23 protein-coding genes are annotated in these 25,908 nt (G+C 31.2%); 14 read left to right on the forward strand and 9 right to left on the reverse strand.

The genetic code is table 11. The annotated features are described in order from the left end of the window. The first annotated feature begins 152 nt into the window (after positions 1 to 152). Together ACJDUG_RS13490 and ACJDUG_RS13495 are read left to right on the forward strand one after the other, a co-directional pair. Positions 153 to 2,153 (forward strand): methyl-accepting chemotaxis protein, encoded by a 2,001-nt coding sequence (locus ACJDUG_RS13490; RefSeq protein ID WP_406770405.1) that lies wholly within the window; start codon positions 153 to 155, stop codon positions 2,151 to 2,153. 190 nt (positions 2,154 to 2,343) lie between these two features. After that, a complete protein-coding gene (locus ACJDUG_RS13495) occupies positions 2,344 to 2,742 on the forward strand; it encodes a hypothetical protein (protein ID WP_406770406.1) in 399 nt (132 codons plus the stop codon). Between the two features lie 54 nt (positions 2,743 to 2,796). Here ACJDUG_RS13495 and yjeM read toward each other — a convergent pair whose 3' ends face one another. Then, positions 2,797 to 4,335: a glutamate/gamma-aminobutyrate family transporter YjeM gene (gene yjeM / locus ACJDUG_RS13500; protein ID WP_406770407.1), complete on the reverse strand. Its 1,539-nt coding sequence runs from the start codon at positions 4,333 to 4,335 to the stop codon at positions 2,797 to 2,799. Positions 4,336 to 4,822: 487 nt separating this feature from the next. Between yjeM and ACJDUG_RS13505 the strand changes: the two genes are divergently transcribed. Continuing rightward, positions 4,823 to 5,203: a RidA family protein gene (locus ACJDUG_RS13505; protein WP_406770408.1), complete on the forward strand. Its 381-nt coding sequence runs from the start codon at positions 4,823 to 4,825 to the stop codon at positions 5,201 to 5,203. 36 nt (positions 5,204 to 5,239) lie between these two features. On the opposite strand, the gene ACJDUG_RS13510 is transcribed toward ACJDUG_RS13505, so the two are convergent. Then, positions 5,240 to 5,446 (reverse strand): hypothetical protein, encoded by a 207-nt coding sequence (locus tag ACJDUG_RS13510; protein ID WP_406770409.1) that lies wholly within the window; start codon positions 5,444 to 5,446, stop codon positions 5,240 to 5,242. Between the two features lie 249 nt (positions 5,447 to 5,695). Here ACJDUG_RS13510 and ACJDUG_RS13515 point away from each other — a divergent pair, with 249 nt between their 5' ends. Both ACJDUG_RS13515 and hisS read left to right on the forward strand, forming a co-directional pair. Beyond that, on the forward strand, positions 5,696 to 6,766 hold the full coding sequence (locus ACJDUG_RS13515) for a diguanylate cyclase domain-containing protein (RefSeq protein ID WP_406770410.1): 1,071 nt from the start codon (positions 5,696 to 5,698) through the stop codon (positions 6,764 to 6,766). Between the two features lie 347 nt (positions 6,767 to 7,113). Continuing rightward, positions 7,114 to 8,433, forward strand: a complete 1,320-nt coding sequence (hisS, locus tag ACJDUG_RS13520) for a histidine--tRNA ligase (RefSeq protein ID WP_406770411.1) — start codon at positions 7,114 to 7,116, stop codon at positions 8,431 to 8,433. A 133-nt stretch (positions 8,434 to 8,566) separates the two neighbouring features. On the opposite strand, the gene ACJDUG_RS13525 is transcribed toward hisS, so the two are convergent. Together ACJDUG_RS13525 and ACJDUG_RS13530 are read right to left on the reverse strand one after the other, a co-directional pair. Beyond that, positions 8,567 to 8,902: a hypothetical protein gene (locus tag ACJDUG_RS13525; RefSeq protein WP_406770412.1), complete on the reverse strand. Its 336-nt coding sequence runs from the start codon at positions 8,900 to 8,902 to the stop codon at positions 8,567 to 8,569. Positions 8,903 to 9,176: 274 nt separating this feature from the next. Next, positions 9,177 to 9,527, reverse strand: coding sequence for a hypothetical protein (locus ACJDUG_RS13530; protein ID WP_406770413.1), 351 nt, complete (start codon positions 9,525 to 9,527; stop codon positions 9,177 to 9,179). A gap of 183 nt (positions 9,528 to 9,710) precedes the next feature. Between ACJDUG_RS13530 and ACJDUG_RS13535 the strand changes: the two genes are divergently transcribed. Both ACJDUG_RS13535 and ACJDUG_RS13540 read left to right on the forward strand, forming a co-directional pair. Next, the gene (locus tag ACJDUG_RS13535) at positions 9,711 to 10,430 is read left to right on the forward strand and encodes a DUF2161 family putative PD-(D/E)XK-type phosphodiesterase (protein ID WP_406770414.1); all 720 of its coding nucleotides are present in this window, start codon (positions 9,711 to 9,713) and stop codon (positions 10,428 to 10,430) included. Positions 10,431 to 10,452: 22 nt separating this feature from the next. Further along, on the forward strand, positions 10,453 to 11,061 hold the full coding sequence (locus tag ACJDUG_RS13540; protein WP_406770415.1) for a histidine phosphatase family protein: 609 nt from the start codon (positions 10,453 to 10,455) through the stop codon (positions 11,059 to 11,061). Between the two features lie 164 nt (positions 11,062 to 11,225). Here ACJDUG_RS13540 and ACJDUG_RS13545 read toward each other — a convergent pair whose 3' ends face one another. From ACJDUG_RS13545 to ACJDUG_RS13555, 3 genes are all read right to left on the reverse strand, one after another. Further along, positions 11,226 to 12,329 carry a C40 family peptidase gene (locus tag ACJDUG_RS13545; protein ID WP_406770416.1) on the reverse strand — a complete coding sequence of 368 codons (1,104 nt, stop codon included), beginning with the start codon at positions 12,327 to 12,329 and terminating at the stop codon, positions 11,226 to 11,228. A gap of 187 nt (positions 12,330 to 12,516) precedes the next feature. Then, positions 12,517 to 13,092, reverse strand: coding sequence for a response regulator (locus ACJDUG_RS13550; RefSeq protein ID WP_406770417.1), 576 nt, complete (start codon positions 13,090 to 13,092; stop codon positions 12,517 to 12,519). 50 nt (positions 13,093 to 13,142) lie between these two features. Next, complete coding sequence (locus ACJDUG_RS13555) at positions 13,143 to 14,981, reverse strand: sensor histidine kinase (RefSeq protein ID WP_406770418.1); 1,839 nt, start codon at positions 14,979 to 14,981, stop codon at positions 13,143 to 13,145. 282 nt (positions 14,982 to 15,263) lie between these two features. On the opposite strand from ACJDUG_RS13555, the gene ACJDUG_RS13560 reads away from it, so the two are divergent. After that, positions 15,264 to 17,108, forward strand: coding sequence for an APC family permease (locus ACJDUG_RS13560; protein WP_406770419.1), 1,845 nt, complete (start codon positions 15,264 to 15,266; stop codon positions 17,106 to 17,108). Positions 17,109 to 17,247: 139 nt separating this feature from the next. On the opposite strand, the gene ACJDUG_RS13565 is transcribed toward ACJDUG_RS13560, so the two are convergent. Together ACJDUG_RS13565 and murC are read right to left on the reverse strand one after the other, a co-directional pair. Beyond that, positions 17,248 to 17,877 (reverse strand): HAD family hydrolase, encoded by a 630-nt coding sequence (locus ACJDUG_RS13565; protein ID WP_406770420.1) that lies wholly within the window; start codon positions 17,875 to 17,877, stop codon positions 17,248 to 17,250. A gap of 132 nt (positions 17,878 to 18,009) precedes the next feature. Then, positions 18,010 to 19,392: a UDP-N-acetylmuramate--L-alanine ligase gene (gene murC / locus ACJDUG_RS13570; RefSeq protein WP_406770422.1), complete on the reverse strand. Its 1,383-nt coding sequence runs from the start codon at positions 19,390 to 19,392 to the stop codon at positions 18,010 to 18,012. Positions 19,393 to 19,573: 181 nt separating this feature from the next. On the opposite strand from murC, the gene purR reads away from it, so the two are divergent. The 6 genes from purR to ACJDUG_RS13600 all read left to right on the forward strand — a co-directional run bounded on the left by purR (position 19,574) and on the right by ACJDUG_RS13600 (position 25,904). Further along, positions 19,574 to 20,389 carry a pur operon repressor gene (gene purR, locus ACJDUG_RS13575; RefSeq protein WP_406770465.1) on the forward strand — a complete coding sequence of 272 codons (816 nt, stop codon included), beginning with the start codon at positions 19,574 to 19,576 and terminating at the stop codon, positions 20,387 to 20,389. A 99-nt stretch (positions 20,390 to 20,488) separates the two neighbouring features. Next, positions 20,489 to 20,773, forward strand: a complete 285-nt coding sequence (gene spoVG / locus ACJDUG_RS13580) for a septation regulator SpoVG (protein ID WP_406766161.1) — start codon at positions 20,489 to 20,491, stop codon at positions 20,771 to 20,773. A gap of 166 nt (positions 20,774 to 20,939) precedes the next feature. After that, positions 20,940 to 22,310: a bifunctional UDP-N-acetylglucosamine diphosphorylase/glucosamine-1-phosphate N-acetyltransferase GlmU gene (gene glmU / locus ACJDUG_RS13585; protein ID WP_406770423.1), complete on the forward strand. Its 1,371-nt coding sequence runs from the start codon at positions 20,940 to 20,942 to the stop codon at positions 22,308 to 22,310. A gap of 93 nt (positions 22,311 to 22,403) precedes the next feature. Continuing rightward, complete coding sequence (locus tag ACJDUG_RS13590; protein ID WP_406770424.1) at positions 22,404 to 23,363, forward strand: ribose-phosphate pyrophosphokinase; 960 nt, start codon at positions 22,404 to 22,406, stop codon at positions 23,361 to 23,363. 420 nt (positions 23,364 to 23,783) lie between these two features. Continuing rightward, complete coding sequence (locus ACJDUG_RS13595; protein ID WP_406770425.1) at positions 23,784 to 24,470, forward strand: response regulator; 687 nt, start codon at positions 23,784 to 23,786, stop codon at positions 24,468 to 24,470. After that, complete coding sequence (locus ACJDUG_RS13600) at positions 24,471 to 25,904, forward strand: ATP-binding protein (RefSeq protein WP_406770427.1); 1,434 nt, start codon at positions 24,471 to 24,473, stop codon at positions 25,902 to 25,904. The last annotated feature ends 4 nt before the right edge of the window (positions 25,905 to 25,908 follow it).

The raw sequence follows: 25,908 nt of genomic DNA on the forward strand, positions 1-25,908 counted from the left end.
TATTCAGAGGTTTTTTTATGTTCTTAAAATTAACACTTTACATTTTATTTAAAATTTATTTTCATTATTTTTATAAATATTATTAAGAAATGTAGATTTTTATCGAAATATAATATAATAAGCAAAAATAGAATGTAATCAGGGGGACAAAAATGAGAAAAAGAACTTTAAAAAAACAGCTGATAACAGTAATGCTGTTAGTAATACTGTTTCCAGTTGCATTAATTTCAATTATAAATTCTTATAGTTCTGAAAAAGCCTTAAATACTCAATTTAAAGATACTTTAACTGATAATGTTAATTGGACTGATGAGGTAATAAAATCACAAAATAAGTCAAACATTGAACTAACAGATATGCTGTCGCAGGATCCTAATGTACAAAATATATATAAAAGCGCAGATTCACAGAAATGGCTTTCAAATACTTTTGATTCCTATCTTTCTGCCCATAAGGATATACAAAGTGTATATTATGGGTTAAAAGATAAGAGAATGCTTATAAAGCCTCAGCAACCATTGGGAGAAGACTTTGATCCAAGAACCAGGCCATGGTATACTGAAGCTATAAGTAATATTGGACAAGTTATAATTACTGATCCCTATGAAGATGCAAATCAAAAGGGTGTGTATGACATTACCTTCGCAAAGGCTGTTAAGGATACTGAAACGGGAGAGGTAATTGGAGTAGTAGCTATTGATATTAAACTTCAAACTATAGCTAGTTCCATTTCTAATTATAAAATAGGACAAAATGGTTACCTTGCTGTTATAGATAAAACAGGCTCAATTATAGCACATAAAGATGACAAAATGTTAGGGAAAACCTCAAAAGATGAAAAATGGATAGATGAAATTATATCTTCCAAAGATTCTAATGGAGAATATAATATAAATGGACAAAAGTTCATTTCATATAAGATACAAGATAAGCAAACAGGCTGGAGAATATTAGGACTTGTACCTAAGAGCGAGATAACCTCTGAAGTTTATAGTCAAAGATACCTAGCAGCAGGAATTGGAGCAATTTTTTTGTTAATAGCTTTTATTGTAGGTTTATTAGTATCTAATTCTATTACAAGCTCTATAGCAAGATTAGTTAATGTACTTAATAAAGTAAAAGAAGGAGATTATACTGTAGCTATTGAAAAACATAAAAATGTAAATTATGAGGTTGGAGTAATAACTGAAGCGGTTGACATTGTATTGAAAGATATTGTTAATATACTTAAAAATATTTTAACAACATCTAAGAATATTAAAGAGTCTTCGGAAGCTTTAGTAGCTGTAACAGAGGAGTCAAATTCAGTAGGCGAGGAAGTATCAAGAGCAGTGCAGCAAATTGCAGGAGGAGCCTCCCAACAGGCAGAAAGCCTTGATGAAAGCTCCACTATAGTTAGTGAACTTGGTGAGAAGGTAATTAACGCCAGAGATAACAGCAGCAATATGATGACAGCATCCGCAAATGTAAGAGAGGCTACAAAAGAAGGAACACATATTGTTGAAAACCTAAAGGAAACTTTCGAGGAAGCTTCAAAGGCAAATAAAGAGCTTCAAGTTCAAATCGAAGATTTAGCAAATAAATCTAATAGAATTGGTGCAATAACTGATACAATAAAATCTATAACAGAACAAACAAGTCTTTTATCCTTAAATGCTAGCATAGAGGCAGCTAGAGCAGGGGAAGCGGGCAGAGGCTTTGCAGTTGTTGCTGATGAGGTAAGAAAACTAGCAGATCAATCAGCTGATTCAGCACTTGAAATTAACAATGTTATTACTGAAATAAAGAATAGTGTTGCAATAGTACTTGAAAGAATAGAACAATCTATTACATTAAATGATAAATCAGAAGAAAAAGTTATAGTTACAAGTTCAAGCTTTAATAAAATTGAAAAAGCAGTACAGGAGCTTGAACAAAATATTAAGATAGTTGATAATACACTTGAAGGAATTAGCGGTAATACAGATAAGGTATTCCAATCTATTACAGAAGTAGCTGCAGTTGCAGAAGAAACAGCGGCCACAGCTGAGGAGGTAAGTGCTTCCTCTGAAGAACAATCTGCAGGACTCCATGAAGTCGTAGTATCAGCAGAGCAATTAAACGTACTTTCTGAAAAACTAGATGAGATGGTTAAGAAATTCAAAATAGAATAGCAAAAACAGGATTTTTATAAAAATAAAAGTACCTTGTAAGATTGAAACAGAAAATAATCTGTTTACTTACAAGGTACTTTTTTATTTATTGGATTTTCATAAAGCTTCTACATTGGATTAAATTGTTCTTTAATTATACATAGACTATAATATTATATATAAATTATAAGCTAAAAGGAGATGTTGGCAAATGGATGAAATTCTAAAGAAACTAAAGCTAACAACACAAAGCCCAATTTTAATATTAAATGCTCCGGATGAGTACATGAGTATAATTAAGGATATAGAATCGGAGGTTCATACAGAGATTAAGGGTAAATATAAATTTATTCAGTTGTTTTCAAAAAATATAGTGGAGGCTAAAGAACATATAGGGGATTGTATAGAGGCCTTAGATGGGGATGGATATCTATGGATTTGTTATCCTAAGGGAACTTCAAAAAAATACAAATCAGATCTAAATAGGGATACTACCCAGATAGTTACTGAAGAATACAATTTTCAAGGGGTAACCCTTGTATCAATTGATAATGATTGGTCTGCCTTTAGAATAAGAAACAAAGATAATATAAAGACATCAAAAAAGTAAATTTAATTATATAAAAAAGAAGCAGGAGTTTCCTGCTTCTTTTAATATTATATATTAAGCTACTTTATCATTTTTCTTGGAACCAAATTTTCTAGTGTAACTGCCATGCATTAATATTGCAACAAGTCCAAAGAATATTGGTCCAGCTATTTGCCAGATTGTTGTTGCCATATCGTGGTCTTGAATAGCAGGTTGTATTATTGAGAAGAAGTTAGCAAAACCAACTGTTAATGTAACTATTACTCCCCATATTAAAGCTGAGTTAAAGCTCTTATATACTTCGAATGGTTTTTCGATATCTTTATTCTTTTTGAAGTAAATAAATGCAATTGATAAGAACATGTAAGGAATAGTCATAGCTACGTTAGTCATATTAACTAATATATCCCAGAACTTAGACATTGAGTTTCCACCGAAGGAAACTAGTAAAATCATTGCTACAACGATTATACATTGAACCCACATAGCATTTACAGGCATTCCGTCTTCTTTTCTAGTATGACCTACTTTTCCAGGCCATAATTCATCTGGAGTACCATCAATTAATTGCTTAAGTGGAGAATAAGTTAATGTAAAGAATGCTCCTGAAAGTGCTAAGAACATTGAAAGTCCTATATATCTAGCAACACCATGAGATAATGCTATAGATGTAGCTTCGCTTGCGCCAAATACATGACCTAGAGAATATCCTAAGTTAGACATTACTATATAACTTGCATTACCAAGTGTAACACCTTTAACTGACATTACAGCTGACCAGTTTGTAAATACACCAACCATTAATATTAGTAAGGAGTATCCAACAGCTATAACTGCTGCAGCAAACATAACTCCCTTAGGGAAGGTCTTTTCTGGATTTTCTGTTTGGTCAACAAGACCACCAACTGCTTCAATACCGCCATAAGCAAATAATGCATAAACTACAAAAGCTAATGATGTGATTATGCTTCCAGCATATTTAGGGTTTGGAGTAGTAGTGAAAGATTTTAATCCTTCGATTGGCTGAGCAAGATGTCCGCCGCCTGCTATAAATACAACTATTGCACCAAGTAAAACAACAATGTTAATTAAAACAACTGCTGTACCACCAACAGAAGTTACTTTCTTTATTTTATCAACACCCTTTGTTGATACGAAAGTAACGATAATAAACCAAATGATACCCATAATACCTAATGTTTTAGGTCCAGTTAAACCTTGAATTCCAAGGAATGCCCAGTTCTGAGTTGTATCCATACCAAATATAGCATTTGATATTGGAACCCAGATACCAGATGATACGTTAACCATCCATATTACATAGGAAGCAAACCACATGAATGTTCCTATGAAGGCGAACTTTGGTCCAACGGATTTTTCCATCCAAGAGTAAATTCCACCTTTTTCTTTTCTGAAAGCTGCACCGAACTCAGCCATCATTAATGCAAATGGTACGAAGAAAGTTATTCCTGATAGAATATACCATGGAATTGCAGCATATCCCATTTTATAGAAAGATCTAGGGATATTGTTAAAACCGTAAACTGATGTAAATATCATTAGTACTAATGATACTAATGACAACTTTTTGGTAGCGTTTACATTAGAAGACATATAATTCTTCCCCCTTCGATTAATTATAATAATATCTTGAGCATCTAGCTCGATTTTTATTATATACGCTATGTTTGATTATTGCAACAAAAAAATCTATATTTTTATGTTTTTCGATATTAACACTAGTTTCATTCTTCGGATTTTTAAAAATATTGCAATACAATTAAATAAATATACCCAAAACTATGACATTTATTATAGCGTTTTTTGTTAAAAATGCAATATAAAATTCACAAATGCTCAAAAAAACATTTTGTTCTTTTTTTAGGGAAATGAATACAATATCTAAATAATTTGGTATTAGAATTTAATAATACTTTACTGATCATATAGAAAAAGATAAATAAAATTAAAAATATATTCTGGTTAATGAAAGCGCAATATTTTCTATAAAATGAAACTAATTAGAATATTAGGACTATACTACTATAGATAATAGAGTTATAATTACTAAGTGAATTAAACTAAGGAAGGGTGTTTTTATATGAATAAAAAGATTATTAGTACAGAAAAGGCTCCAGCAGCAATAGGGCCATATTCACAAGGGATTAAAGCAGGAAGTTTAATTTTTACATCTGGCCAGCTTCCATTAAATCCAGTAACCGGAGTAATGCCAGATTCAATAGAAGAGCAGACTAGGCAGTCACTTGAGAATGTGAAAGCAGTAATTGAAGCAGAAGGTCTAAGCCTATGCAATGTTGTTAAAACTACTGTTTTTTTAAGTGATATGAATAATTTTGTTAAAATGAATGATGTATATAAAGAGTACTTTAAGGAAAATGCTCCTTCTAGAAGTGCAGTTCAGGTAGCAAGATTACCAAAGGATGCTCTAGTAGAAATCGAAGCTATGGCATATTGTGATTAATAAATTAAAGAGGATATCTTAGATATCCTCTTTAATTTAAACCTTTTTATCTAAAATAACACCGTGACCTGTATCTCCATAGGTTAGCTGAGTTTTAAGCTCTTCAATATAGTCTATATCCTTAAGTTGTGAAGTTTCTGGCTTTACAGCTTGTTTTTTTCTTTTTTTACTGCCGCCATTTCTATTTTTTGTCTTCTGGGGGACGGCTGAAGATCTTTCTGCGGGCTTCACTTCTTTCGACATATAAACCCTATCCTTTCATAAATTTATTACTATGTTTTTATTATCGTAATAATAAGAAGTATTTTAATGGTATATTTCATTAATTTATGGCACTTTAATCACTTTTAGATTAAAATATAAAAAATTATAAATTAACTGAATAATGTGGAAAAATATTCTATATTATGGTAATATTATTATTAGATGTTTATTTATGTATGCTGCTTGTAGTTGAAATTTATATAAATTGACAATGATGGGGGAATTATTTTGATTGGGACAATGGGGAAAAATATATATGAAGACCCTCTAACTGGGCTTTCTAATTTTTTTAAATTCATTGAAACTGATGCAAATATAATGTTTTCGGGTAATGGCTCAGTTATAATATTTGATATGGTGAGTTTTGAAAAGGTTAACACTCAGTATGGGAGAGATATCGGAGATTTATTTCTAATTAATTTTTCTAAAATCCTGCGAAATATGATAATTGGTTTTGAAGGGGCTCTTAAATTTAGAACTCATGGGGATGAGTTTACGGTAATTCTGCCAAACTTCACAGAAAACGAAGCTGAGGAGCTGGCTCAAATTATAAGGGAACAATACAGTAATACTATGAGAGACTTAAATTTCCATGAGGCTGATGTACATATATTAGTTTTAAAATACTCCAATAATATAAATTCAATTGATGAATTTTATCAAATGATGTTTATTAAATTTTTTAAAGAGATAGGAGAACCTAACATTAAATATTCTGAAAGAAAAATAGTGGGGAATATTGTAGGTAACTTTAGTAATAGAATTAAGGAAACTCTTTCTTTATTAAATGATGCCTATAGTTTAGCCTTAACTGATGATATTTCAGAATTGCCAAATCAAAGGGCGGCTAAATTATACTTAAAAAACTTATTTGCAGAATACGGAAAATCTAAGAGGAAATTCAGTATATTGTTTATTGATGGTGACAATCTTAAAAGGTATAATCAAATCAGTTATTCTGCAGGAAATGAAATGATAAAATCCTTATCAGCAGTTATTGCAGGGTCTCTTAGGAAAAATGACAGGATTTTCAGATGGCTTACAGGAGATGAGTTTCTAGTTATTCTTGAGGATGTAGATTGCGAGGACGAAGAAAAATTAGCTGAAAGAGTTAGAAGAACAGTAGAGGAGGAAACAGTTAATTGGACATATCCAATAACTGTATCTATAGGAGTTTCTTGCTTTCCTGAAGATGGAAGTACTATAAATGAAGTTTTAAGTAAGGCTGAAAAATCTAATATTATAGCTAAGTCTACAGGGAAAAACAAAGTAATCAGATGGGGCTTTAAGGTTTCCTAAGAAAATATTCTTGTCTTAATATTTATTATATTTGAAGAATAATCCAGACAAACTTTTGCCTGGATTTTTTTATGACATACTTTAATGAAGGAAAATTATTTAATATTATTGAAAGAAAGGCAATCTCTTATACTTTTAAAAGAAGAATTTAATAAAATTTTATAAAAATAGTGAAAATAAGTGATAAGTTAGTCTATAATATTGTAATATAAAGAATAATCATAGCAATACTCTTTATTTTATTATGATAAAGTGTTAAATTATATGAGATGTTTACTAGATAAATAATAGAAGACCATCAGTTTTGAAACCAAAGCTGATGTTCTACAAGTTAGGAGATGAATAGTATGGACAGACAAATTGTTAAACCATCCACATTACCAGGCTTTTTAGAGTGGCTTCCGGCAGATCAAATTGCATTTAATAAAATGATGGATACCATAAGAAAAAATTATGAGAAATATGGATTTATTCCGGTGGATACTCCCGTGATAGAGAAGTCTGAGGTGCTTTTAGCTAAGGGAGGCGGAGATACTGAAAAACAAATTTATAGATTTACTAAAGGTGATACTGATTTATCTTTAAGATTTGATTTGACAGTACCACTAGCAAGATTTGTATCTCAGCATCTGAGTGAATTAAGCTTTCCCTTTAGAAGATACCAAATAGGAAAGGTTTATAGAGGAGAAAGAAATCAAAAGGGTAGATTTAGAGAATTTTATCAATGTGATATAGATATTATTGGAAATGGTAAATTAAATATAATAAATGATGCAGAAATTCCAAGCATAATTTATTCTACCTTTACTGATTTAGGCTTTGATTCTTTTACAATTCATGTTAATAATAGAAAAGTATTAAATGGCTTTTTTGATTCCCTTGGGATAAATAATAAAATGGAAACTCTAAGAATAGTGGATAAGCTGGATAAGATAGGTATGGAAGCTGTTAAAAGTGAACTTAAAGAAATTGGTTTAAGTGATGAGGCAAATACTAAAATAGAAGAGTTTATAAATATTATTGGAAACAATGATGAGATTCTAGAAGGATTAAAAGCCTTAAACATAGGAAATCAAGAGTTTGTATTAGGATTAGAGGAGCTTTCACAGTTAGTTTATTATATAAGGCAGTTTGGAGTTCCAGATAAAAATTTTACTATTGATTTAAAAATTGCTAGAGGTCTAGATTATTATACCGGAACTGTTTATGAAACAATTTTAAATGATTATCCAAGTATAGGATCAGTATGTTCTGGAGGAAGATATGATAATTTAGCTGAATATTATACAACTCAGAAGCTTCCTGGAGTTGGTATTTCCATAGGCTTAAGCAGATTATTCTTCCAGCTTAAAGAGGCAGGCTTTTTTAAAGAAAGCACCTCCTCAACCTTAACTAAGATTCTTGTTGTACCTATGGATGAAGATATGAGTTATTCCATTGGGGTTTCAAATGAACTTAAAAGGGTCGATATTATCTCAGAGGTATATTTCGAAGGCGGGAAGTTTGCAAAAAAACTTAGCTATGCTAATAAGCTAGGAATTCCGTATGTGATTATAATAGGTGAAGATGAAACTAAAAGCGGAGTTCTTACACTTAAAGATATGGTAAAGGGAGAACAATTCAAGCTAACTGTGGAGGAAATTATTAATAAAGTTAAGAATTCTTGATTAATAATTGAAGATTCTTCAATAAATTTAGGTGCTGTCACAAAATAATCTTTTTTTGTGACAGCACCTTTGCTTTTACTTAATGTATTCAGCTTATTTTCTTAAAATAAATAGGATTTAAATAACATCAAGTTTAATCAAAAGATTTTATTCCTTTTACCTTTCCTTTAAGTGCCTTTAACCTTCCGTTTACATAATTAACAAGTTCTCTTTTGTCGTCTTTAATATCTGCTGGAGCGCTTGAAACTATACTCATAATGTCTAGTAAATTAGCTTTTGTTTCGTCAAATATCTCATTTGAAAGAACTTTGTTTTTTACTCTCCAATATGCATTATTAAACTCATCTGCCTGTCTTTTGCTATAATGACCTTTTTCAATACCAAATTGGAATAGATCTGCTGCAGACTCTAATTCTTCTAAATCCTGTATCTCTAAAGTCTCCTTGATAAGAGCTTGAAATTCTTTCATAATGTCACCTTCCTTGCTTTACTTCGTTTAAACTGCGGGATTGTCATTTATAACACTCTCTTGTTAGATATAAATATTTTAAGCCTTTGTGACTATTCATATACTGGAGTATATTGGTCTAAATTCCATATCCCTTTGACATTATAACAGTTTCTACTTAATCATACAATTTATAATAACTTTAATTTAATTATTAAAAATTATTAAATAAAAATTTTAGATAAAACAAAAGACCCTTTGCATAACTATGCTAAAGGGACTCTTACTTTGAAGTTTACCTTGAATCAATTTTTAGTGCAGTATTTAACAGAACACTATTATTCTCACTTTTTTCTGTAAAAGTATTGAATATAGACTCTGAATTTGGGATGTTTTCAAAGTATAAATTATTATAAGACTGAGTCTTCGATTCTGCGGCAGCGGTATTAGCTGCACCTATATTTGGTGCTTTGATAAAAAAATTATTTGATTCAGCTGTTGTAGGGCTATTGTTTTGTGTTTTTGCCTTATGGTTTTCAGTGGCTGAAAGCGGCGAAGTGTTTTTTTTCATTTGTTTTGAAGCATATAGAGCAGTTGCCGCACCTGCTATAAATGAAGCAGCTGCAAGTTTTCTTTTGTTGCCCATAAAAATCCATCTCCTTATTTATAATATCATTATATGTTTTAAACAGTTTCCTATAATTTATACATTAAAAGAAATTTCATAGGATTTTTGTGATATAATTTTATGGTAAAGCTTTAGTTAAAGGATTCTTATGAAATGATTGTTTTTCAAAGCTTAAGGTAGAATTTATCTGGGAGTGATACTATGGATGAAAAACAAAAGATTCTGGAAGAGGATTTATGCGGCCCTGTATCAAGATTTTTAACTAATAATGGATATACTGTCCGAAGTGAAGTAAAATATTGTGATATTACCGCCCTAAAGGATAGTGAGCTTATAATAGTTGAACTAAAACGAAATTTAAGTGTAGACCTGCTTGTCCAGGCAGTTAAAAGACAAAAGACTGCAGATTTAGTATATATAGCGGTTCCGAAACCAAAAAGAATGATAGGAAATTCTAAATGGAAGGATATATGTCATTTATTAAGAAGACTACAGCTTGGACTCATATTAGTTTCCTTTAAAGGTAAGGAGTCCTTCGTTGAAATACCCATAGAGCCTGTTTATTTTAATAGGGAGAAAAGCAAGGCAATAAATAGGAAAAAGAGAGAAAATATTATTAAAGAGATAAATGGAAGGTACTGTGATTTGAATGTTGGAGGAAGTACAAGAAGAAAACTTGTAACTGCCTATAGGGAAAGTACCATTTTTATAGCATGTTTACTAAATAAATATGGAGCCTTATCACCTAAGGAGCTAAAAAATTTAGGTACAGATAATAAAAAAACTAACTCTATACTATCAGAAAATCATTATGGCTGGTTTAATAAAGTGAAAAAAGGAATTTATGAAATTAATGATGCTGGGAAAGATGCTCTAGGACAGTACAAAGAGTTAGCTGATTTTTATAATAATAAAATATGAAAAAACTGAAAGGAATCAAACTATGTTAAGATTATATATAACTAGACATGGGGAAACAGAATGGAATATTGAAGGACGTATGCAGGGATGGAAAAATTCTAACTTAACTAAAAGAGGGAGGATGAATGCCACAGCTTTAGGGCGGTCCCTTAAAAATATAGAGTTTAAAAAGGTGTACTGTAGTCCCCTAGACAGGACCAAGGAAACTACAGAACTAATTTTTAAAGGTCGAAATATAGAAGTTGTTTATGATGAAAACTTAAAGGAAATTAATTTAGGAGAGCTTCAAGGGTTAAATCAAGAAGAAATTAAAAATATTTATCCTGAATTTCAAAACCATTTCTGGGAAAACCCACAAGAATATGTACCGATTTCAGGAGAGAGTTTTTATGATGTTAAAGATAGAGTCATAAAAGTTTTGCAAAGAATTATAAGTGAGAATCCAGAGGGAAACGTTATGATTGTAACTCACGGAGTTGTATTAAAAACGATTCATGCTTATTTTAAGAACCTAACAATGGATAAGCTTTGGGATCCTCCCTTTATATATGATACTAGTTTGACAATAGTAGAAATAGAAAATGGGATAGCCAAAATTATAGTAGAAGGTGATATTTCTCATATAAAATAATTAATTTATAGAAAATGGTTAATTGTTTTTATCTCATATGTAATCCTAAAGGCAATTACAGGTCCTACTGGAATTCCACTTAGGAAGAATTAAGGGAAAATAAAAAAATATGCTTAAACAGCATATTTTTTTTATTGAAGTTTAAATCAAAATTTTTTTATAAATTACATTACTCTTCGTGCAGTTAAATAATCAGATCTATTTATAGAAGCTATTTTAACTACATCCCCAGTATGTGGTGCATTAATGTAAACACCATTTCCAACATATATACCAACATGAGTTGGATTACCGCTGCTGCCGAAGAATATTAAGTCTCCTGGCTGGAGAGCATCTCTAGATACAGCATAGCCATTATTTATTTGATCATAGGTTGTCCTACCAATTGTTACACCAAAATGTCTGTACACATATTGAGTAAAACCGGAACAATCAAAACCTGCTGGAGTCGTTCCACCCCACAAATAAGGTGTACCTAAAAAATTAGAGGCATATGCAATAACAGCATTACTAGAAATTGGAACAGCACCTCTTGAAGGAGTATATTTAGGCACTGTACTTCTTATAGCTTTAATTTGGTTCATAGTTTCATTTAATGCAGCTTGAGTAGCAGATACTTTAGAAGAATATATTTTCTCCTGAGCTTTAGCTTGTACAACTAATTTGCTTTGATCAGCTTTATCAGAATTAAGCTGATCAAGTTTTTTTTCATTATCTGCCTTTAAAGCTAAAAGTTTTGTGTTTTGAACATCTAATGCATCTTTCTTTTTATTTATTTCTTCTTGCTTTGCTTTTAAGTCCGCTATTATTTTGTTATCATATTCAATGATTTTGGTTACTGCTTCTACATTAGATAATAAGTCACTAAAGCCCTTAGAGGATAAGATAATATCAAGATATCCATCAGAACCATTAATATACATGGCTCTCATTCTTTGACCAAATAAATCCTTTTCAGCCTTTGTATCATCTTCAGCCTTTTGAAGATCTTTTTCTGCTTGTGCAATATTCTGTTCAGTAATGTTAATCTGCTTTCTATTATCACTTATCTGTGACATAACACCTTCAATTTGATTATCTAATTTTTCAAGTTTTATTTCTAAATCCTGTGAATTAGATTGTGCATTTTTTAGTGCTTGCTGATCTTGCTGTAGTTGACTTTTCTGATTCTGTAGTTGAGATGATAAAGGATCTGCTAGTACATTAGTACTAATAGAAATTACAGTTACTGTGGTAACAACTGAAACATACTTCATAAGTTTATTCATACCATTCCTCCAGCTATGTATTAAAATTATGTTATAACAATCCATCAGATGGATATATTTTGTATGATGCACATTATGTGCAAGAAACATTATTTTTTTGTTTACTATCTATACTATAAAACTATAACATACTTTTGTAAAGCTTGAACATGGAAATATGTAGTAATTACTGTTTTATAAGCTATAATTACTTGAATTGCTTAGCCATATTATAAAATAATTCCGCCTCTTTAGTATCCCCTTTTAATTCATAAACTCTAGCGATGAGACTGTATATGTCACTGCATTCAATATCTATAGCTAAGGCTTTCTTTAGAAGATTTAGTGCCTCATCTAATTCAGAATTGCTTATTGATTTTTCAGCTAGTTTTATTAGCTGTGCAATATTATCTTGCATTGGAAATGTGGTTAATTCTATTTCATGGAGCAGGGTCTTTACTTTATCAGCTGTAAAGGGCTTTTGAAGATATGCAACTGCACCTAGCTTAGTACATTCTACTGCATTTTTAACGGTAGCAAAAGCAGTCATGATTATTATAGGAATATTTATATTCATTGATCTAATTTGCCTTAAGACCTCTGTACCGCTAATCTCGGGCATTTTTATATCAATAAAGGCCATATCTATATTTTCTGTTCTAAAAATTTCAAGTGCTTCATAACCGTTTTTTGCAACTATTGGTGTATAACCATATAGCTCCAAACAGGTAGTCAGTAATGTCCGTATATTTTTTGTATCATCAACAATGAGTATTTTTTTCATTTATTTCTCATCCTTTCGGGTTACGTTTTGGTAAGTTTAACGTCAATCAATTAATTATTAGCAAGAGGAATAGTAAATGTAAAGGTACTTCCAAGACCATGGGTGCTTTCGCACCATATTTCCCCTCCTAGGGATTCAACAATTTCTTTTGCTATTGAAAGTCCAAGACCTGACCCATTAGATTCAGATTCCTCATTTGGTACCTGCACAAATTTGTCAAATATTTTATCTTGATAGTTATTTGGAATTCCTACTCCGGTATCAGTAACTGATATACACATTTTATCCTGGTTTACAAAAGCATCAATTTGTATTTCGTCGCCCAAGGAAGTATATCTTAACGCATTTGATATCAAATTATTTAATACCCAAGTTGATTTTTCTAAATCAACCTTGACTTTTGGAAGATTATCTTCTAATTCAAAGTGAAGAAAAACTTCCTTTTTCCTAGCTTGCTCTCTAAATAACTTAACACTATTTTCTATAACTTCTACTACCGAATAGGACTTAATATCATAGATGGCTCTGCTTGATTCTATTTTTGATAAATTAAGCAAATTATTTACGAGAGAAAGTAATCTCTCACTATCCTCAGTAATTGTAGATATAATTTCCTTTTGCTTTGAATTTAACACTCCAACTAATTCATTAGTTAATAAATTAGTACCAATGGTTATTGAAGTAAGTGGCGTTTTAAATTCATGAGAAATAGTTGCTATAAAATCAGATTTTATTTTTTCAATTTCTTTTAGTTGAGTAACATTCTGGAGCAATACTACTAGACCAGTAGTTTTGTCTAAAGGATCTTTTAGTTTACTCACAATTAAATTATAGTAGTAATCTTTACTATTAATATTAAAATATATTATCTTTTTCTCTATATCTTTATCTAAGGAATCATGGATACTTTTAATACAATCATATAAATCTACGTTATTTATAACTTCAAAAAAGTATTTGTTTAAAACCTCAGTTTCCTTAAGGTTAAAAACACTTTCACAGGCATTATTCAAAAGAATAATTCTATAATCTGTATCAAGAACAATTAATGGGTCCGCTATACTTTTTACAATAGTTATAGACTTATTTTTTTCAGATAAAAGCTGGCCTAGGGTACTCTGCTCAAATAAAAGAAGTCTCTTTGTCATATTGTTAAATTCTATAGTTAATTCCCCTACCTCATCATTAGAAATAATGGGAGCTTGTTTGTATAAATCTCCGGCTTTCACTGCTTTTATAGTATCCCTTAAGGAATATAGAGGTTTCAAAATTTTTTTAATGGATACCATGGAAAGTAAAAAACCAATAATTACAGAAATAGTTGATATTATAAGGAAAATATACATGGACTTTATAGAATAACTTGTAACTTTATCTTTGCTGCTAAACATATCTTCTTCATTTAGCATTGAAATCTTAGATAATATTTTTTTTATGTTATCAAAGGTTGGAATAATGTTTGATTCGTTGTAATTAACTGCTGAATTTAAGCCCTCTCCACCGTCAATTTCCTGAAGCTTTGAAAAGTATGTTAAGTATTTTTCATAAGTAAGAGAAAGCTCGTTAACCAGTTCTTTTTCTCCTGGTTCAGTTATATTATTAGCTTCAACCTTGTAATATTCACTAAATTTTATTTCATTTAAATGAAAAGCTTGAATACCTTTCTCATGATTACCATCCATATAAGTAAGAATAGCATTATTTTGTTCTTCAAGAGTTTGGTACATATTGTTTATTGCCTTTATACTTTTATAATTTCTAACCATTAGACCATTAATTTGTTTGCCTAAAATATAGTTGTTAAACGTGGAAAAACAACCAATTACACCAATAATTATTACTAAAATTATATAGATTGTTGTAAATTTAGATTTTAATGTCTTAAACATAATATTCCTCTTCAATAAAATGATTTTCTTAATTTAATTCTTATAGTAAAACCTTAAAATAATTATTATGGATAAGCTAATCAATGATAGTTTAATATAATTACCTATAGTAAATAGGATAATTTTTATTACTGAATTTTGGAAGACTTAGCTTTATTTATAAAGCATAGTATAATTGCTTAGTGGTTAAAATAATATTACATTTTAAACATTTAAAACACAAGATAATTTGTCATTTAAATATTTTAATAGAAGTAAGGTAATTTCAAGGGGGAATATGTTTTGTTTAGGAATTTAAAAAAACTTTTAATTGGAAGGCCGCTTAAGAACGAGGAGCTCACTGGTGAAAAGTTTAATGTACTGTGGGGGCTTCCAATATTATCTAGTGACGCTATTTCATCTGTTGCCTATGCAGGTGAAGAAATACTTTGGGTTTTAGTTCCAGCAATTGGTTTATTAGCTTTTAAGCAAATGTTCTATATAGCTTTATGTATCGTTGGATTACTAGTTATTTTAGTTTTTTCATATAGACAAACTATTGATTCCTACCCAAATGGTGGAGGCTCATATATAGTTGCCAAGGACAATCTAGGAGATAATTTTGGATTAACAGCAGGAGCTTCACTTTTAATCGACTATATACTAACTGTTGCTGTAAGTATTACAGCAGGAACTGCTGCAATAACTTCAGCAATTCCTAGCTTAATTCCCTATAGTGTATTAATTAGTGTGGCCATTGTTATTTTCATGACCGTTGGAAATTTAAGAGGGCTGAAAGAGTCTTCAAGAATATTTGGATTTCCTACTTATTTATTTATTATTTCAATGATAAGTATGATTTTATATGGCTTTTTTAAGGTTTATATACTGAAAATTATGCCAACTACACCTGTTCAAGTACCTGCGGGTACTGAAAGTATAACCTTACTATTATTGTTAAGAGCATTTTCCAGTGGTTGTACGGCACTAACTGGTGTTGAAGCAGTAAGTAATGGTATTCCAAACTTTAGAGAGCCTGCTCAGAAAAATGCAAAGATAACATTAATTTTACTTGCAACCATAGTATTATTTATATTTGGAGGTACATCTTTACTTGCTACAGCTTATCATGCAGTACCAACTAAAGATGTAACTGTTATATCTCAAATAGCCAAGCAGGTTTTTGGTGAGACCTTTATGTACTATGCTGTTCAAGTAACAACAATGTTAATATTGGTAATGGCTGCCAATACGGCTTTTAGTGATTTACCGCTGTTATTATCCATAATATCAAGGGATAAATATCTTCCAAGACAATTTACTAAGAGAGGTTCAAGGCTATCCTTTACTAATGGTATAATGCTGCTTGGAACATTAGCAGTAATATTAATAATAATCTTTAAGGGTGACACTCATTCATTAATGCCTCTTTATGCTGTTGGAGTTTTTATTTCCTTCACATTATCTCAAACTGGTATGTTTGTAAGATGGATAAGGCTTAAAAGCAGTGGCTGGAAACATAAGGCTGTCATAAATGGAATAGGTGCCATAGTTACTTTCGTTACTGTTATTAGTATAGGGGCTACTAAATTTATACATGGAGCCTGGATTATTGTAATATTAATACCAACCTTTGTTATTCTTATGAAATTAGTAAGGAGACATTATAAAAATATAGCTACTGAACTTGCATTAACTAAAGAGCGCTTAGCAAAAGCAAATGAGGCTATTGAGGTTAAAGAGTTTGTAATTGTCCCCTTAGAATCCTTAAATAGAGCTTCTTTTAAGTCTTTATGTTATGCAAAACATTTATGTGATGAAAGAAGAATTGTTGCGCTTCATGTAACAACAGATATGGAAGAGGCAAAGAAGCTTCAGGAAAAGTGGAAGGAGTACAATATTTCAATAAAATTAGTTGTGAAATATTCCCCCTATCGTGATGTAATAAATACGCTAATAAAATATGTGGAATCTCAAGAACATGAAAGTAAGCCTGGAGATATAATAACTGTTGTTATATCAAAGTTTATAGTGAGACATTGGTGGGAAAATATTTTTCATAATCAAACGGGATCATTTTTAAGACATGAGCTTTTAAAAGACAGACATATAGCAGTGGTAACAGTACCTTTTATCCTTGATAAATAGAAAGACTAACCTTTATATTTTAAATTTATTATCAAAAAATTAAAATGAACAGATGGATAGCGAGCTTTCTATTCATCTGTTCATTTTTTAAAATATATTTATATTTTTTTATGCTAATTTCAAAAAAATAAAATTATAATTAAATTATGGATGGAAGTTTTTTAACAAAATTATAAAAGTCTTCATAATAGCCTTCATAATCTGTTACGATTTCTTCCATACTTCTATGGAGTATGTGATCCTTAATTAAATAGGTTTTTAGCCCAAGTTTTCCGGAAATCAAATCCTCCTCTACGTCATTACCTACCATCATGCACTCCTCAGGTTCTTTATCTAAATCATTAAGAATTTCTTCATAATACTTTGTTTGAGGCTTGCAATAATGATTTTTTTCATAATGAGATATATACTCAAAGTCGGAAGGCTCGAAGCCTGCCCAACGAATTCTGTGATGTATAGCCTTTAGTGGGAAGAGAGGGTTAGTAGCAATAACGATTTTATAACCCTTTTCCTTTAACAAATTAACACTTTTCTTCATAAATTCATTTTCATGAACTGCAGCTTTTGCTTTTAAAAATTCAGAATCATAAAATTTATCAAATCGGTCTTTATATACATCTAAATCTCCATTAATTCTATTTTTAAAGTTCTCCATAAAAACTGATTCATTAGTTTTATAATCAAGATTATTAATCATCTCATTTGTTGATGCCCAGACATTAGTAATTAGTTCTTTAGGGGTTAACAAATCTCCTAAATAGCCTGCCATTTATTCAAAATATATTTTTTCAAAGCTTTTTGCATCCATTGGAAGCAGTGTACCGTCTAAGTCAAATAGTATAGTATTAATCATAGGATTCCTCGCCTTTCAACGTAAAGTTCATCGTGTTGTATTAAAAAGTTATGAAGGATTATTTAAGTACATTTCTCCTACTCTATATACATCTCCAGCCCCGACTGTAAGTATTAGATCTCCATCTTCAGCGAAAGCCTTTAAATAGTTTACTATTTCTTCAAAGCTGTGTAAATTCCTGCAGTTTTGTCCTAGTTCACGGATTTTGTCTCCAAGCATATCGGAACTTACTGTATTTGTAAACTGTTCCCTTGCTGCATAAATATCTGCCAAAATAACTTCATCAGCATTATTAAAGCAGTGTACAAAGTCATTAAATAGGGTAAGCGTTCGTGAATAGGTATGGGGTTGAAAAACACATAGTACCCTTTTATGGGGATAGTTTATTGAAGCTTCTAAAACTGCCTTTATTTCTGTAGGGTGATGTGCATAATCATCTATTACAGTAATACCATCTCTAATTCCCTTTAGCTCAAATCTCCTATGAGTTCCAAAATAACCTGCTAGACCTTCTATTATATGTTCATAAGGTACATGAAGACTTAATGCTGTACATATACTAGCTAAGCTGTTTAAAATATTATGCTTTCCTGGAACATTTAAACTAACAGAAAATAGTTTCTCACTATCTTTAAAAACATCAAAGGAGGCACAGCCTCTATCATTGTAGCTAATGTTTTTTGCAGTTATGTCACCTGAATTTATTCCATAAGTAAGCACGCTGCTGGTAGATGCTTCAATAATAGGTTTTAGTTTTTCATCTTCTGCATATGCAACTAAATAGCCGTCCTCAGGAATAAGCTTAGTAAATTTCATAAAAGTTTCTTGTATATGATCTATGTCTTTGTAAAAATCTAAATGATCCGCATCTACATTTAATATAACACCAACATAGGGAAAGAATTTTAAGAAAGAAGCCTTGTATTCACAAGCTTCAGTTATAAAATACTCACTTTTCCCAGCTTTAACATTACCATCAATAATATCTAATTCTCCGCCAACTAAAATTGTTGGATCTAAATTTGCATGCAAAAATATATGTGAAACCATGGAGGTAGTTGTAGTTTTACCATGAGTACCTGAAATAGCAATATTGTACTTATGGCCTTTCATTATTTCTCCAAGAAATTCTGCTCTATCCATAATAGGCAGCTTTAAAGTCCTTGCCTTCTGAAGTTCAGGGTTACTTTCTGAAACTGCAGCAGTGTATACAACTAGATCAGCATCATTTATATTTTTGCCATCATGACCAAGATAAAAGCAAGCCCCTTGTTTTACAAGTTTATCTGTAATAGAAGAAGCTTTCATGTCTGAGCCGGATACCTTGTAATTATTTTCTAGTAAAATTTCTGCAAGACCGCTCATACTAATTCCGCCAATACCTATAAAATGTATTTTTTTATGGTTATCTCTTAAAAAGTCGAAAGACAAAATACCATCTCCTCAATTAAATAACAATCATATATAATTATATACAAAAAAATTAAAAAGAAACACCCTTCTATCACTAAGATTTGATTCTTCTTGATATTAATTAATAAAAAGAATAAAATATGAATAATAAGAAAATTTTTAAAGGAATAGTTCGGAAATCTAATTTATGGGTGATTATATGGAAAAATACAGCAGAAATCAAAGAATTACTGGCATCATGAAACAGCTTATTGAAAATCCAAACAAAGTTATTAATTTAAATACTTTTACTGAAAAATTTAACGCTGCAAAATCTACTATTAGTGAAGATATTCTAGTGATTAAGGATACCTTTATTAAGCTTGGTATGGGCAGGGTTGAAACAACACTTGGTGCTGCAGGGGGAGTAAGATATATCTGCGGTATGTCTAAGATGGAAAGAGGAGAGTTTGTAAGTTTCCTTTGCCAGATTTTAAGCGAAGAGCACAGAATAATACCAGGCAACTACATTTATATGACTGATATTATGTATAATCCAGAAATAATAAAAAAGGCTGGGATTTTGCTTGCTTCTACTTTTATTAATAAAGAAGTGGATTATGTGGTTACTGTTGAAACCAAGGGTATACCCCTTGCCTATGAAGTAGCAAAGCTTTTAGGAGTTCAGCTTGTAATTGTAAGAAGAGATAATAAGGTTACTGAAGGAACTACAGTGAGTATTAATTATGTTACTGGTTCTAGCAAAAGAATTCAGACTATGTCACTGTCTAGGAAGGCCCTTAGAAATGGCAGTAAGTGTGTCTTTATTGATGACTTTATGAAAGCTGGGGGAACTGCACGAGGCATTATTAACTTACTCAAAGAGTTTGACAGTATAGTAATTGGTATCGGAGTACTTATTGAAGACATTGAAATCTCAGAGAAGCTTGTTGAAGACTATATATCAATAGTAGAATTTGCAGGAATAAATGAAGAAGATACTGCAGTAATTTATCCGTCAAAGTATTTTCAATAGGAAAATTTTTAAAAAAATATTAAATATTTTGAAAAATTAGAAGGAAAAAATGAAAATGTGTTGAATATAAATGTATAAGCATCGTGGAGGTGGTTTTATATGCAAATTACAGATGTAAGAGTAAGAAAAGTGGCAACTGAGGGTAAAATGAAGGCAATTGTCTCTGTAACCTTTGATAATGAATTTGTTGTTCATGATATTAAGGTTATTGAAGGACAAAATGGTCTTTTTATTGCTATGCCTAGTAGAAAAACTCCAGATGGAGAGTTCAAGGATATAGCTCACCCAATTAATACTCAGACTAGAGAAAAGATTCAAGAGTCAATTCTTGCTGAGTATGAAAAGGTTAAAAATGATGAAATCACAGTTGCTGAAGAGCAATAAATTAAAAAGGAGCTTTTAGGGCTCTTTTTTATTTTCGACAAATTATTCTGTAAGGTTGCAAATTGATGATGTATAAAATATAATAAAAGGGGCGTTTTTTAAAAAAAGGTCGGAGGCACAAGGGTTAATAATGCTTGTGTGCCACAGAGAACTGCAGGAGGGTATTATGTTTAAATGTGCTGCCATATTAGCTGCTGGTGAAGGAAAGAGAATGAAATCGGATACACCAAAGGTGCTGCACAAGGTGTGCGGCAAGGAAATGGTTAATCATGTTATTGATACAATGAGAAAAGCTGATATTGAATCAGTAAATGTGATTGTTGGTAAAGGTGCAGATAAGGTAAAGAATGGTACCGAAGATAGAAATGTAAGTTATTCATTACAAGCTAAGCAGCTTGGTACTGGTCATGCCGTTATGTGTGCAAGAGATTTTTTAGCTAACAAAACTGGAGTTGTTGCAATTTTTACTGGTGATGCTCCTCTTATAACTGAAGATACAGTTAGAAATTTACTTAAATTTTATAAAGAGGGAAATTATAAAGGAGCTATATTAACCTCTATTATTGAAAATCCTGCTCATTATGGAAGAGTAATAAAGGATTCAAAAGGTGACGTACTTAAAATAGTTGAGGCAAAGGATTGCAGTGAAGAAGAATACGAAGTTAAAGAGATAAATGCAGGAATGTACTGCTTTGATATAGAGGCGCTTTTAAATAGTTTAGATAAACTTACTAATAATACCGCACAAGGGGAATACTATTTGACTGATGTAGTTCAAATTTTACAATCTGAAGGTCATAAGGTTGGAGCTATGGTAATTGATTATGAAGAAACCATAGGAATAAATTCCAGAATAGAGCTGGCAGAAGCAGAAACTATATTAAGAAATAGAATTAATAAAAAGCATATGGAAAATGGAGTTACTATAATAGATCCTAATACTACCTATATAGGCAGTGATGTTGAAATAGGAAGAGATACTATTATATATCCGGGAAATGTACTTGAAGGAAATACAGCTATTAAAGAAAGCTGCATACTTTATCCTAATTCAAGGATTTCTGATAGTAAAATTGAAGCAGGAGTAACCATTCAAAGCTCTGTAATAATTGAAAGTCAAATTGGAGAAGGAACAACAGTTGGGCCCTTTGCTTATATTAGGCCTGAAAGCATTATTGGAAAGCATGCAAGAATTGGTGACTTTGTTGAAATTAAGAAGTCTTCAATAGGTGATAGTACAAAGGTATCGCATCTTACATATATTGGAGATGCTGAGGTTGGAAGCGGCTGTAACTTTGGTTGTGGTACCGTAGTGGTAAACTATGATGGCAAGAAAAAATATAAGACTATAATTGGAGATAATGTTTTTATTGGCTGCAATACAAACTTAGTTTCACCTGTGGTAGTAAAGGACAATGCTTATACTGCCGCTGGTTCAACAATTACTACAGAGGTTCCTGAAGGTGCACTAGCCATAGCTAGAGCTAAGCAGGTTAATAAAGAAGGCTGGGTAGAAAAGAAGGGCCTAAAAAAATAGATAAGTAAGTACAAGAAAACATTGAGTACGAAATAAGGAGCTCAAGGATTAAAAATCCTTGAGTGCAGAATAAGGAATACAAGGAGGATACTTATGATAACCCATGGCAAAGGTATAAAAATTTTTACTGGTAATTCTCATCCAAAGCTAGCAAAAGAAATAGCTGATATATTAGGTGCACCTGTAGGAGCAGCAAATGTTGGCACTTTTAGTGACGGAGAAATTTCTGTTGATATTAACGAAACTGTAAGAGGTGCTGATATTTTTGTTATTCAATCAACAAATGCTCCTGTAAATGACAATTTAATGGAATTATTAATAATGATAGATGCCTTTAAAAGAGCGTCTGCAGGAAGAATTACAGCTGTTATTCCATACTATGGCTATGCTAGACAGGATAGAAAAGCTAAGGCAAGAGATCCAATTACTGCAAAACTAGTAGCAGATTTATTAACTGCAGCAGGTGCAAATAGAATACTGACAATGGATTTACATGCGCCTCAAATTCAAGGTTATTTTAATATCCCGGTAGACCATCTTCTAGGAGCTCCTATACTTTCAAAATATTTTATTAGTAAAGGCTTTGCTGATAGAGATGATGTCGTTGTTGTATCTCCAGATTTAGGCAGTGTAACAAGAGCTAGAAAATTTGCTGATAAGCTTCATGCACCAATAGCTATAATTGACAAGAGAAGACCAAAGGCTAATGTTTCCGAAATTATGAATGTAATTGGAGATATACAGGATAAAAATGTTATTCTTATTGATGATGTTATTGATACTGCAGGAACAATTTGTAATGCTGCAAATGCACTTAAGGATATGGGAGCTAAGGAAGTTTATGCCTGCTGTACACATTCAGTTCTGTCAGGACCTGCAATAGAGAGAATTGAAGCTTCAGCAATAAAAGAACTTACAATGCTTAATACTAATGATCTACCTGAGCACAGAAGATTATCTAAGTTTAATATACTTTCAGTTGGTTCAGTCTTTGCTGAAGCAATAAAAAGAATTTATGAAGATATGCCAGTAAGTAAGCTTTTTGAAGAATAGGCTTAAGCTTCAATAGTTTAACTGAATTAATTAAAAAATACTTATAATTATTAATAAATGAAGAATGATGAATTAGAAAGGAATTATAGTAAATAGTAATTCCATAAATGGTGATTTCCTTGGGAAAGACATCTATAATTTATCATTCTTTATTTTTTTACTTGTTAATTATTTCTTATTAGTAAATTATTTGTAACTTTTTAAAATATTCTATAAATTATTATATAATTTGTGATAAATTATATGTATGATTATTGAGGAGATAGTGAGACTTAATAATATATATTTTTAATAAATAAGAAGCATATTAAAGGAATACAGGAGGCATAATGATTAATAATCATTACGTGCCCCAGAGAATAACAGGAGGCACAAGGATTAATAATCCTTGTGTACTACAGAGAACTACAGGAGGGTATTATGGAAGGAACAATTGGTAAAGTTTTAATAGTCGATGATGATGAAAACATATGTGAAGTAATTAAAATGTATCTAGAAAGTGCAGGATATTCTACTAGGCTTTGTCATGATGGAAAGGATGCCTTAGATGCGTTTTCAGAATATAGACCGGATTTAGTACTTTTAGATATTATGCTTCCACATATAGATGGAATAGATGTTTTAAAGTGGATTAGAAAAGAAAACGAAACACCAGTAGTAATGCTTACAGCAAAAGGAGAGACTTTTGACAAGGTATTAGGACTTGAACTTGGTGCTGATGATTATATAGTGAAGCCCTTTGAACCAAAGGAACTCCTTGCAAGAGTGAAGGCAGTACTTAGAAGATACAATGTGGAAAGTGTGAACAAAGAGGTTATAAGCTTCGATGATTTAGTTATAGATATAAATTCCTATACAGTAATATATAATGGACAGGAAATTAAAATGCCTCCAAAGGAGTTTGAACTTTTATATTATCTTTCCAATAATAAAAACAGGGTATTTACTAGGGAACAGCTTTTATGCGAGGTGTGGGGCTATGATTATCCCGGTGATTCAAGAACGGTAGATGTACATGTTAAAAGATTAAGAGAAAAAATACCTGGAGGAACTAATTGGCAGATAGAAACTGTTTGGGGAGTAGGTTATAAATTTGAGGTGAAATAGATGGGGCTTAAATTAAGAAAAGGGTTGTTTTCTAAGATGATAGCTACATATTTTTTGATTGTAGCATTTAGCTTCATTATTATAGCTACCTTTTTATCAGTATGGTTTCAAAATTACTATTTTTCTCAAAGAAGACATCAGCTTCAAAAGGAATCCTTATTGATAAAACCATTTGCAATAGACTATATAAAATATACAGGAAGATATTCGGAAGATGATAGAAAGCAAGCCTTAAAAGTTTTAAGCAGTTATTCTAGTGCTGATATATGGCTTGTTGATAGTATTGGCTATGTTTATTCTGTATCAGATGATAAATTTAATAATTTAAAAGGGAGGCAGGTCCTTTCCAGCGGGCTTGATGAATTAAGAGCCGGAAAGGTCTATGAAAGACAAGGTACCTTTGAAAATATAATATCAAATCAATCCCATATTTATGCCATACCTGTACTAGATGAAAATAACGCCTTTTGTGGTGCAATAATTATGATAACTCCTCTTAGTGAAATAAATAATCCTTTAAAAGATGTTTATAGAATTATCTGGATTACTGCAGTTTTTGCCATAATAATTTCATCCTTTATTATTTATTACTTTTCTGAAAGAATAATTATTAGGCCTCTAGCAGAAATAAATTCTGTGGCTAAAAAAATATCTAAGGGTGATGTTGAAAAAAGGGTAAAACTAAATTCAAACGATGAAATTGGTGAACTAACGGAATCCTTTAATTTTATGGCAGATAACCTTGAGAAGGTGGAAAAGGCAAGGCGGGATTTTATTTCAAATGTATCTCATGAGATTAGATCGCCAATAACTTCTATTAAGGGTTTTATTAGCGGAATATTAGATGGCGTAATACCAAAGGATAAGGAAAATTATTATCTATCCATTGCCTATGAAGAAATTCAAAGACTTACTAGGCTTGTAAATGATTTGCTGGATCTATCAGCTATTGAGGCAGGACAATTTAAACTGAGAATTAATGAACTTGATATAAATGAAATAATAAGGCTTACTGTTATAAAATTTGAAACTAGGATAAAAGAAAAGAAATTAAAGGTTGATGTATGTTTTAATCAGGAGCATCAATATGTAGCTGGGGACAGAGACAGGTTAATTCAGGTTATAACTAACCTACTTGACAATGCAATAAAGTATGTAAATGATGGCGGAAACATATCCATATATACAAAGATTAAAGGTGAAAAAGTACTTATTTCAGTATTTAATGACGGACCGACAATTTCCAAGGAAGATTTATCACATATATGGGATAGATTCTATAAGGCTGACAAATCAAGGACTTCAAAGGTTAGTACAGGACTTGGGCTTCCAATTGTGAGAAATATCTTAACCCAGCATGGAGAAGATATTTGGGTTGAGAATAAAGAAGGAGAAGGCGTTACCTTTACCTTTACACTAAAAAGGATTAAATAATAAA

It is taken from the genome of Candidatus Clostridium stratigraminis (assembly GCF_045310675.1).
GTDB lineage: Bacteria > Bacillota > Clostridia > Clostridiales > Clostridiaceae > Clostridium_AT > Clostridium_AT stratigraminis.

Coding starts and splice junctions, on each gene's coding strand:
- ACJDUG_RS13505 (WP_406770408.1), top strand. CDS start 4,823: ATGAATAAAAAGATTATTAGTACAGAAAAGGCTCCAGCAGCAATAGGG.
- spoVG (WP_406766161.1), top strand. CDS start 20,489: ATGCAAATTACAGATGTAAGAGTAAGAAAAGTGGCAACTGAGGGTAAA.
- ACJDUG_RS13535 (WP_406770414.1), top strand. CDS start 9,711: ATGGATGAAAAACAAAAGATTCTGGAAGAGGATTTATGCGGCCCTGTA.
- ACJDUG_RS13595 (WP_406770425.1), top strand. CDS start 23,784: ATGGAAGGAACAATTGGTAAAGTTTTAATAGTCGATGATGATGAAAAC.
- ACJDUG_RS13530 (WP_406770413.1), bottom strand. CDS start 9,527: ATGGGCAACAAAAGAAAACTTGCAGCTGCTTCATTTATAGCAGGTGCG.
- ACJDUG_RS13555 (WP_406770418.1), bottom strand. CDS start 14,981: ATGTTTAAGACATTAAAATCTAAATTTACAACAATCTATATAATTTTA.
- ACJDUG_RS13590 (WP_406770424.1), top strand. CDS start 22,404: ATGATAACCCATGGCAAAGGTATAAAAATTTTTACTGGTAATTCTCAT.
- ACJDUG_RS13550 (WP_406770417.1), bottom strand. CDS start 13,092: ATGAAAAAAATACTCATTGTTGATGATACAAAAAATATACGGACATTA.
- ACJDUG_RS13490 (WP_406770405.1), top strand. CDS start 153: ATGAGAAAAAGAACTTTAAAAAAACAGCTGATAACAGTAATGCTGTTA.
- ACJDUG_RS13600 (WP_406770427.1), top strand. CDS start 24,471: ATGGGGCTTAAATTAAGAAAAGGGTTGTTTTCTAAGATGATAGCTACA.
- ACJDUG_RS13525 (WP_406770412.1), bottom strand. CDS start 8,902: ATGAAAGAATTTCAAGCTCTTATCAAGGAGACTTTAGAGATACAGGAT.
- yjeM (WP_406770407.1), bottom strand. CDS start 4,335: ATGTCTTCTAATGTAAACGCTACCAAAAAGTTGTCATTAGTATCATTA.
- ACJDUG_RS13510 (WP_406770409.1), bottom strand. CDS start 5,446: ATGTCGAAAGAAGTGAAGCCCGCAGAAAGATCTTCAGCCGTCCCCCAG.
- glmU (WP_406770423.1), top strand. CDS start 20,940: ATGTTTAAATGTGCTGCCATATTAGCTGCTGGTGAAGGAAAGAGAATG.
- ACJDUG_RS13540 (WP_406770415.1), top strand. CDS start 10,453: ATGTTAAGATTATATATAACTAGACATGGGGAAACAGAATGGAATATT.
- hisS (WP_406770411.1), top strand. CDS start 7,114: ATGGACAGACAAATTGTTAAACCATCCACATTACCAGGCTTTTTAGAG.
- ACJDUG_RS13495 (WP_406770406.1), top strand. CDS start 2,344: ATGGATGAAATTCTAAAGAAACTAAAGCTAACAACACAAAGCCCAATT.
- ACJDUG_RS13565 (WP_406770420.1), bottom strand. CDS start 17,877: ATGGCAGGCTATTTAGGAGATTTGTTAACCCCTAAAGAACTAATTACT.
- ACJDUG_RS13545 (WP_406770416.1), bottom strand. CDS start 12,329: ATGAATAAACTTATGAAGTATGTTTCAGTTGTTACCACAGTAACTGTA.
- purR (WP_406770465.1), top strand. CDS start 19,574: ATGGAAAAATACAGCAGAAATCAAAGAATTACTGGCATCATGAAACAG.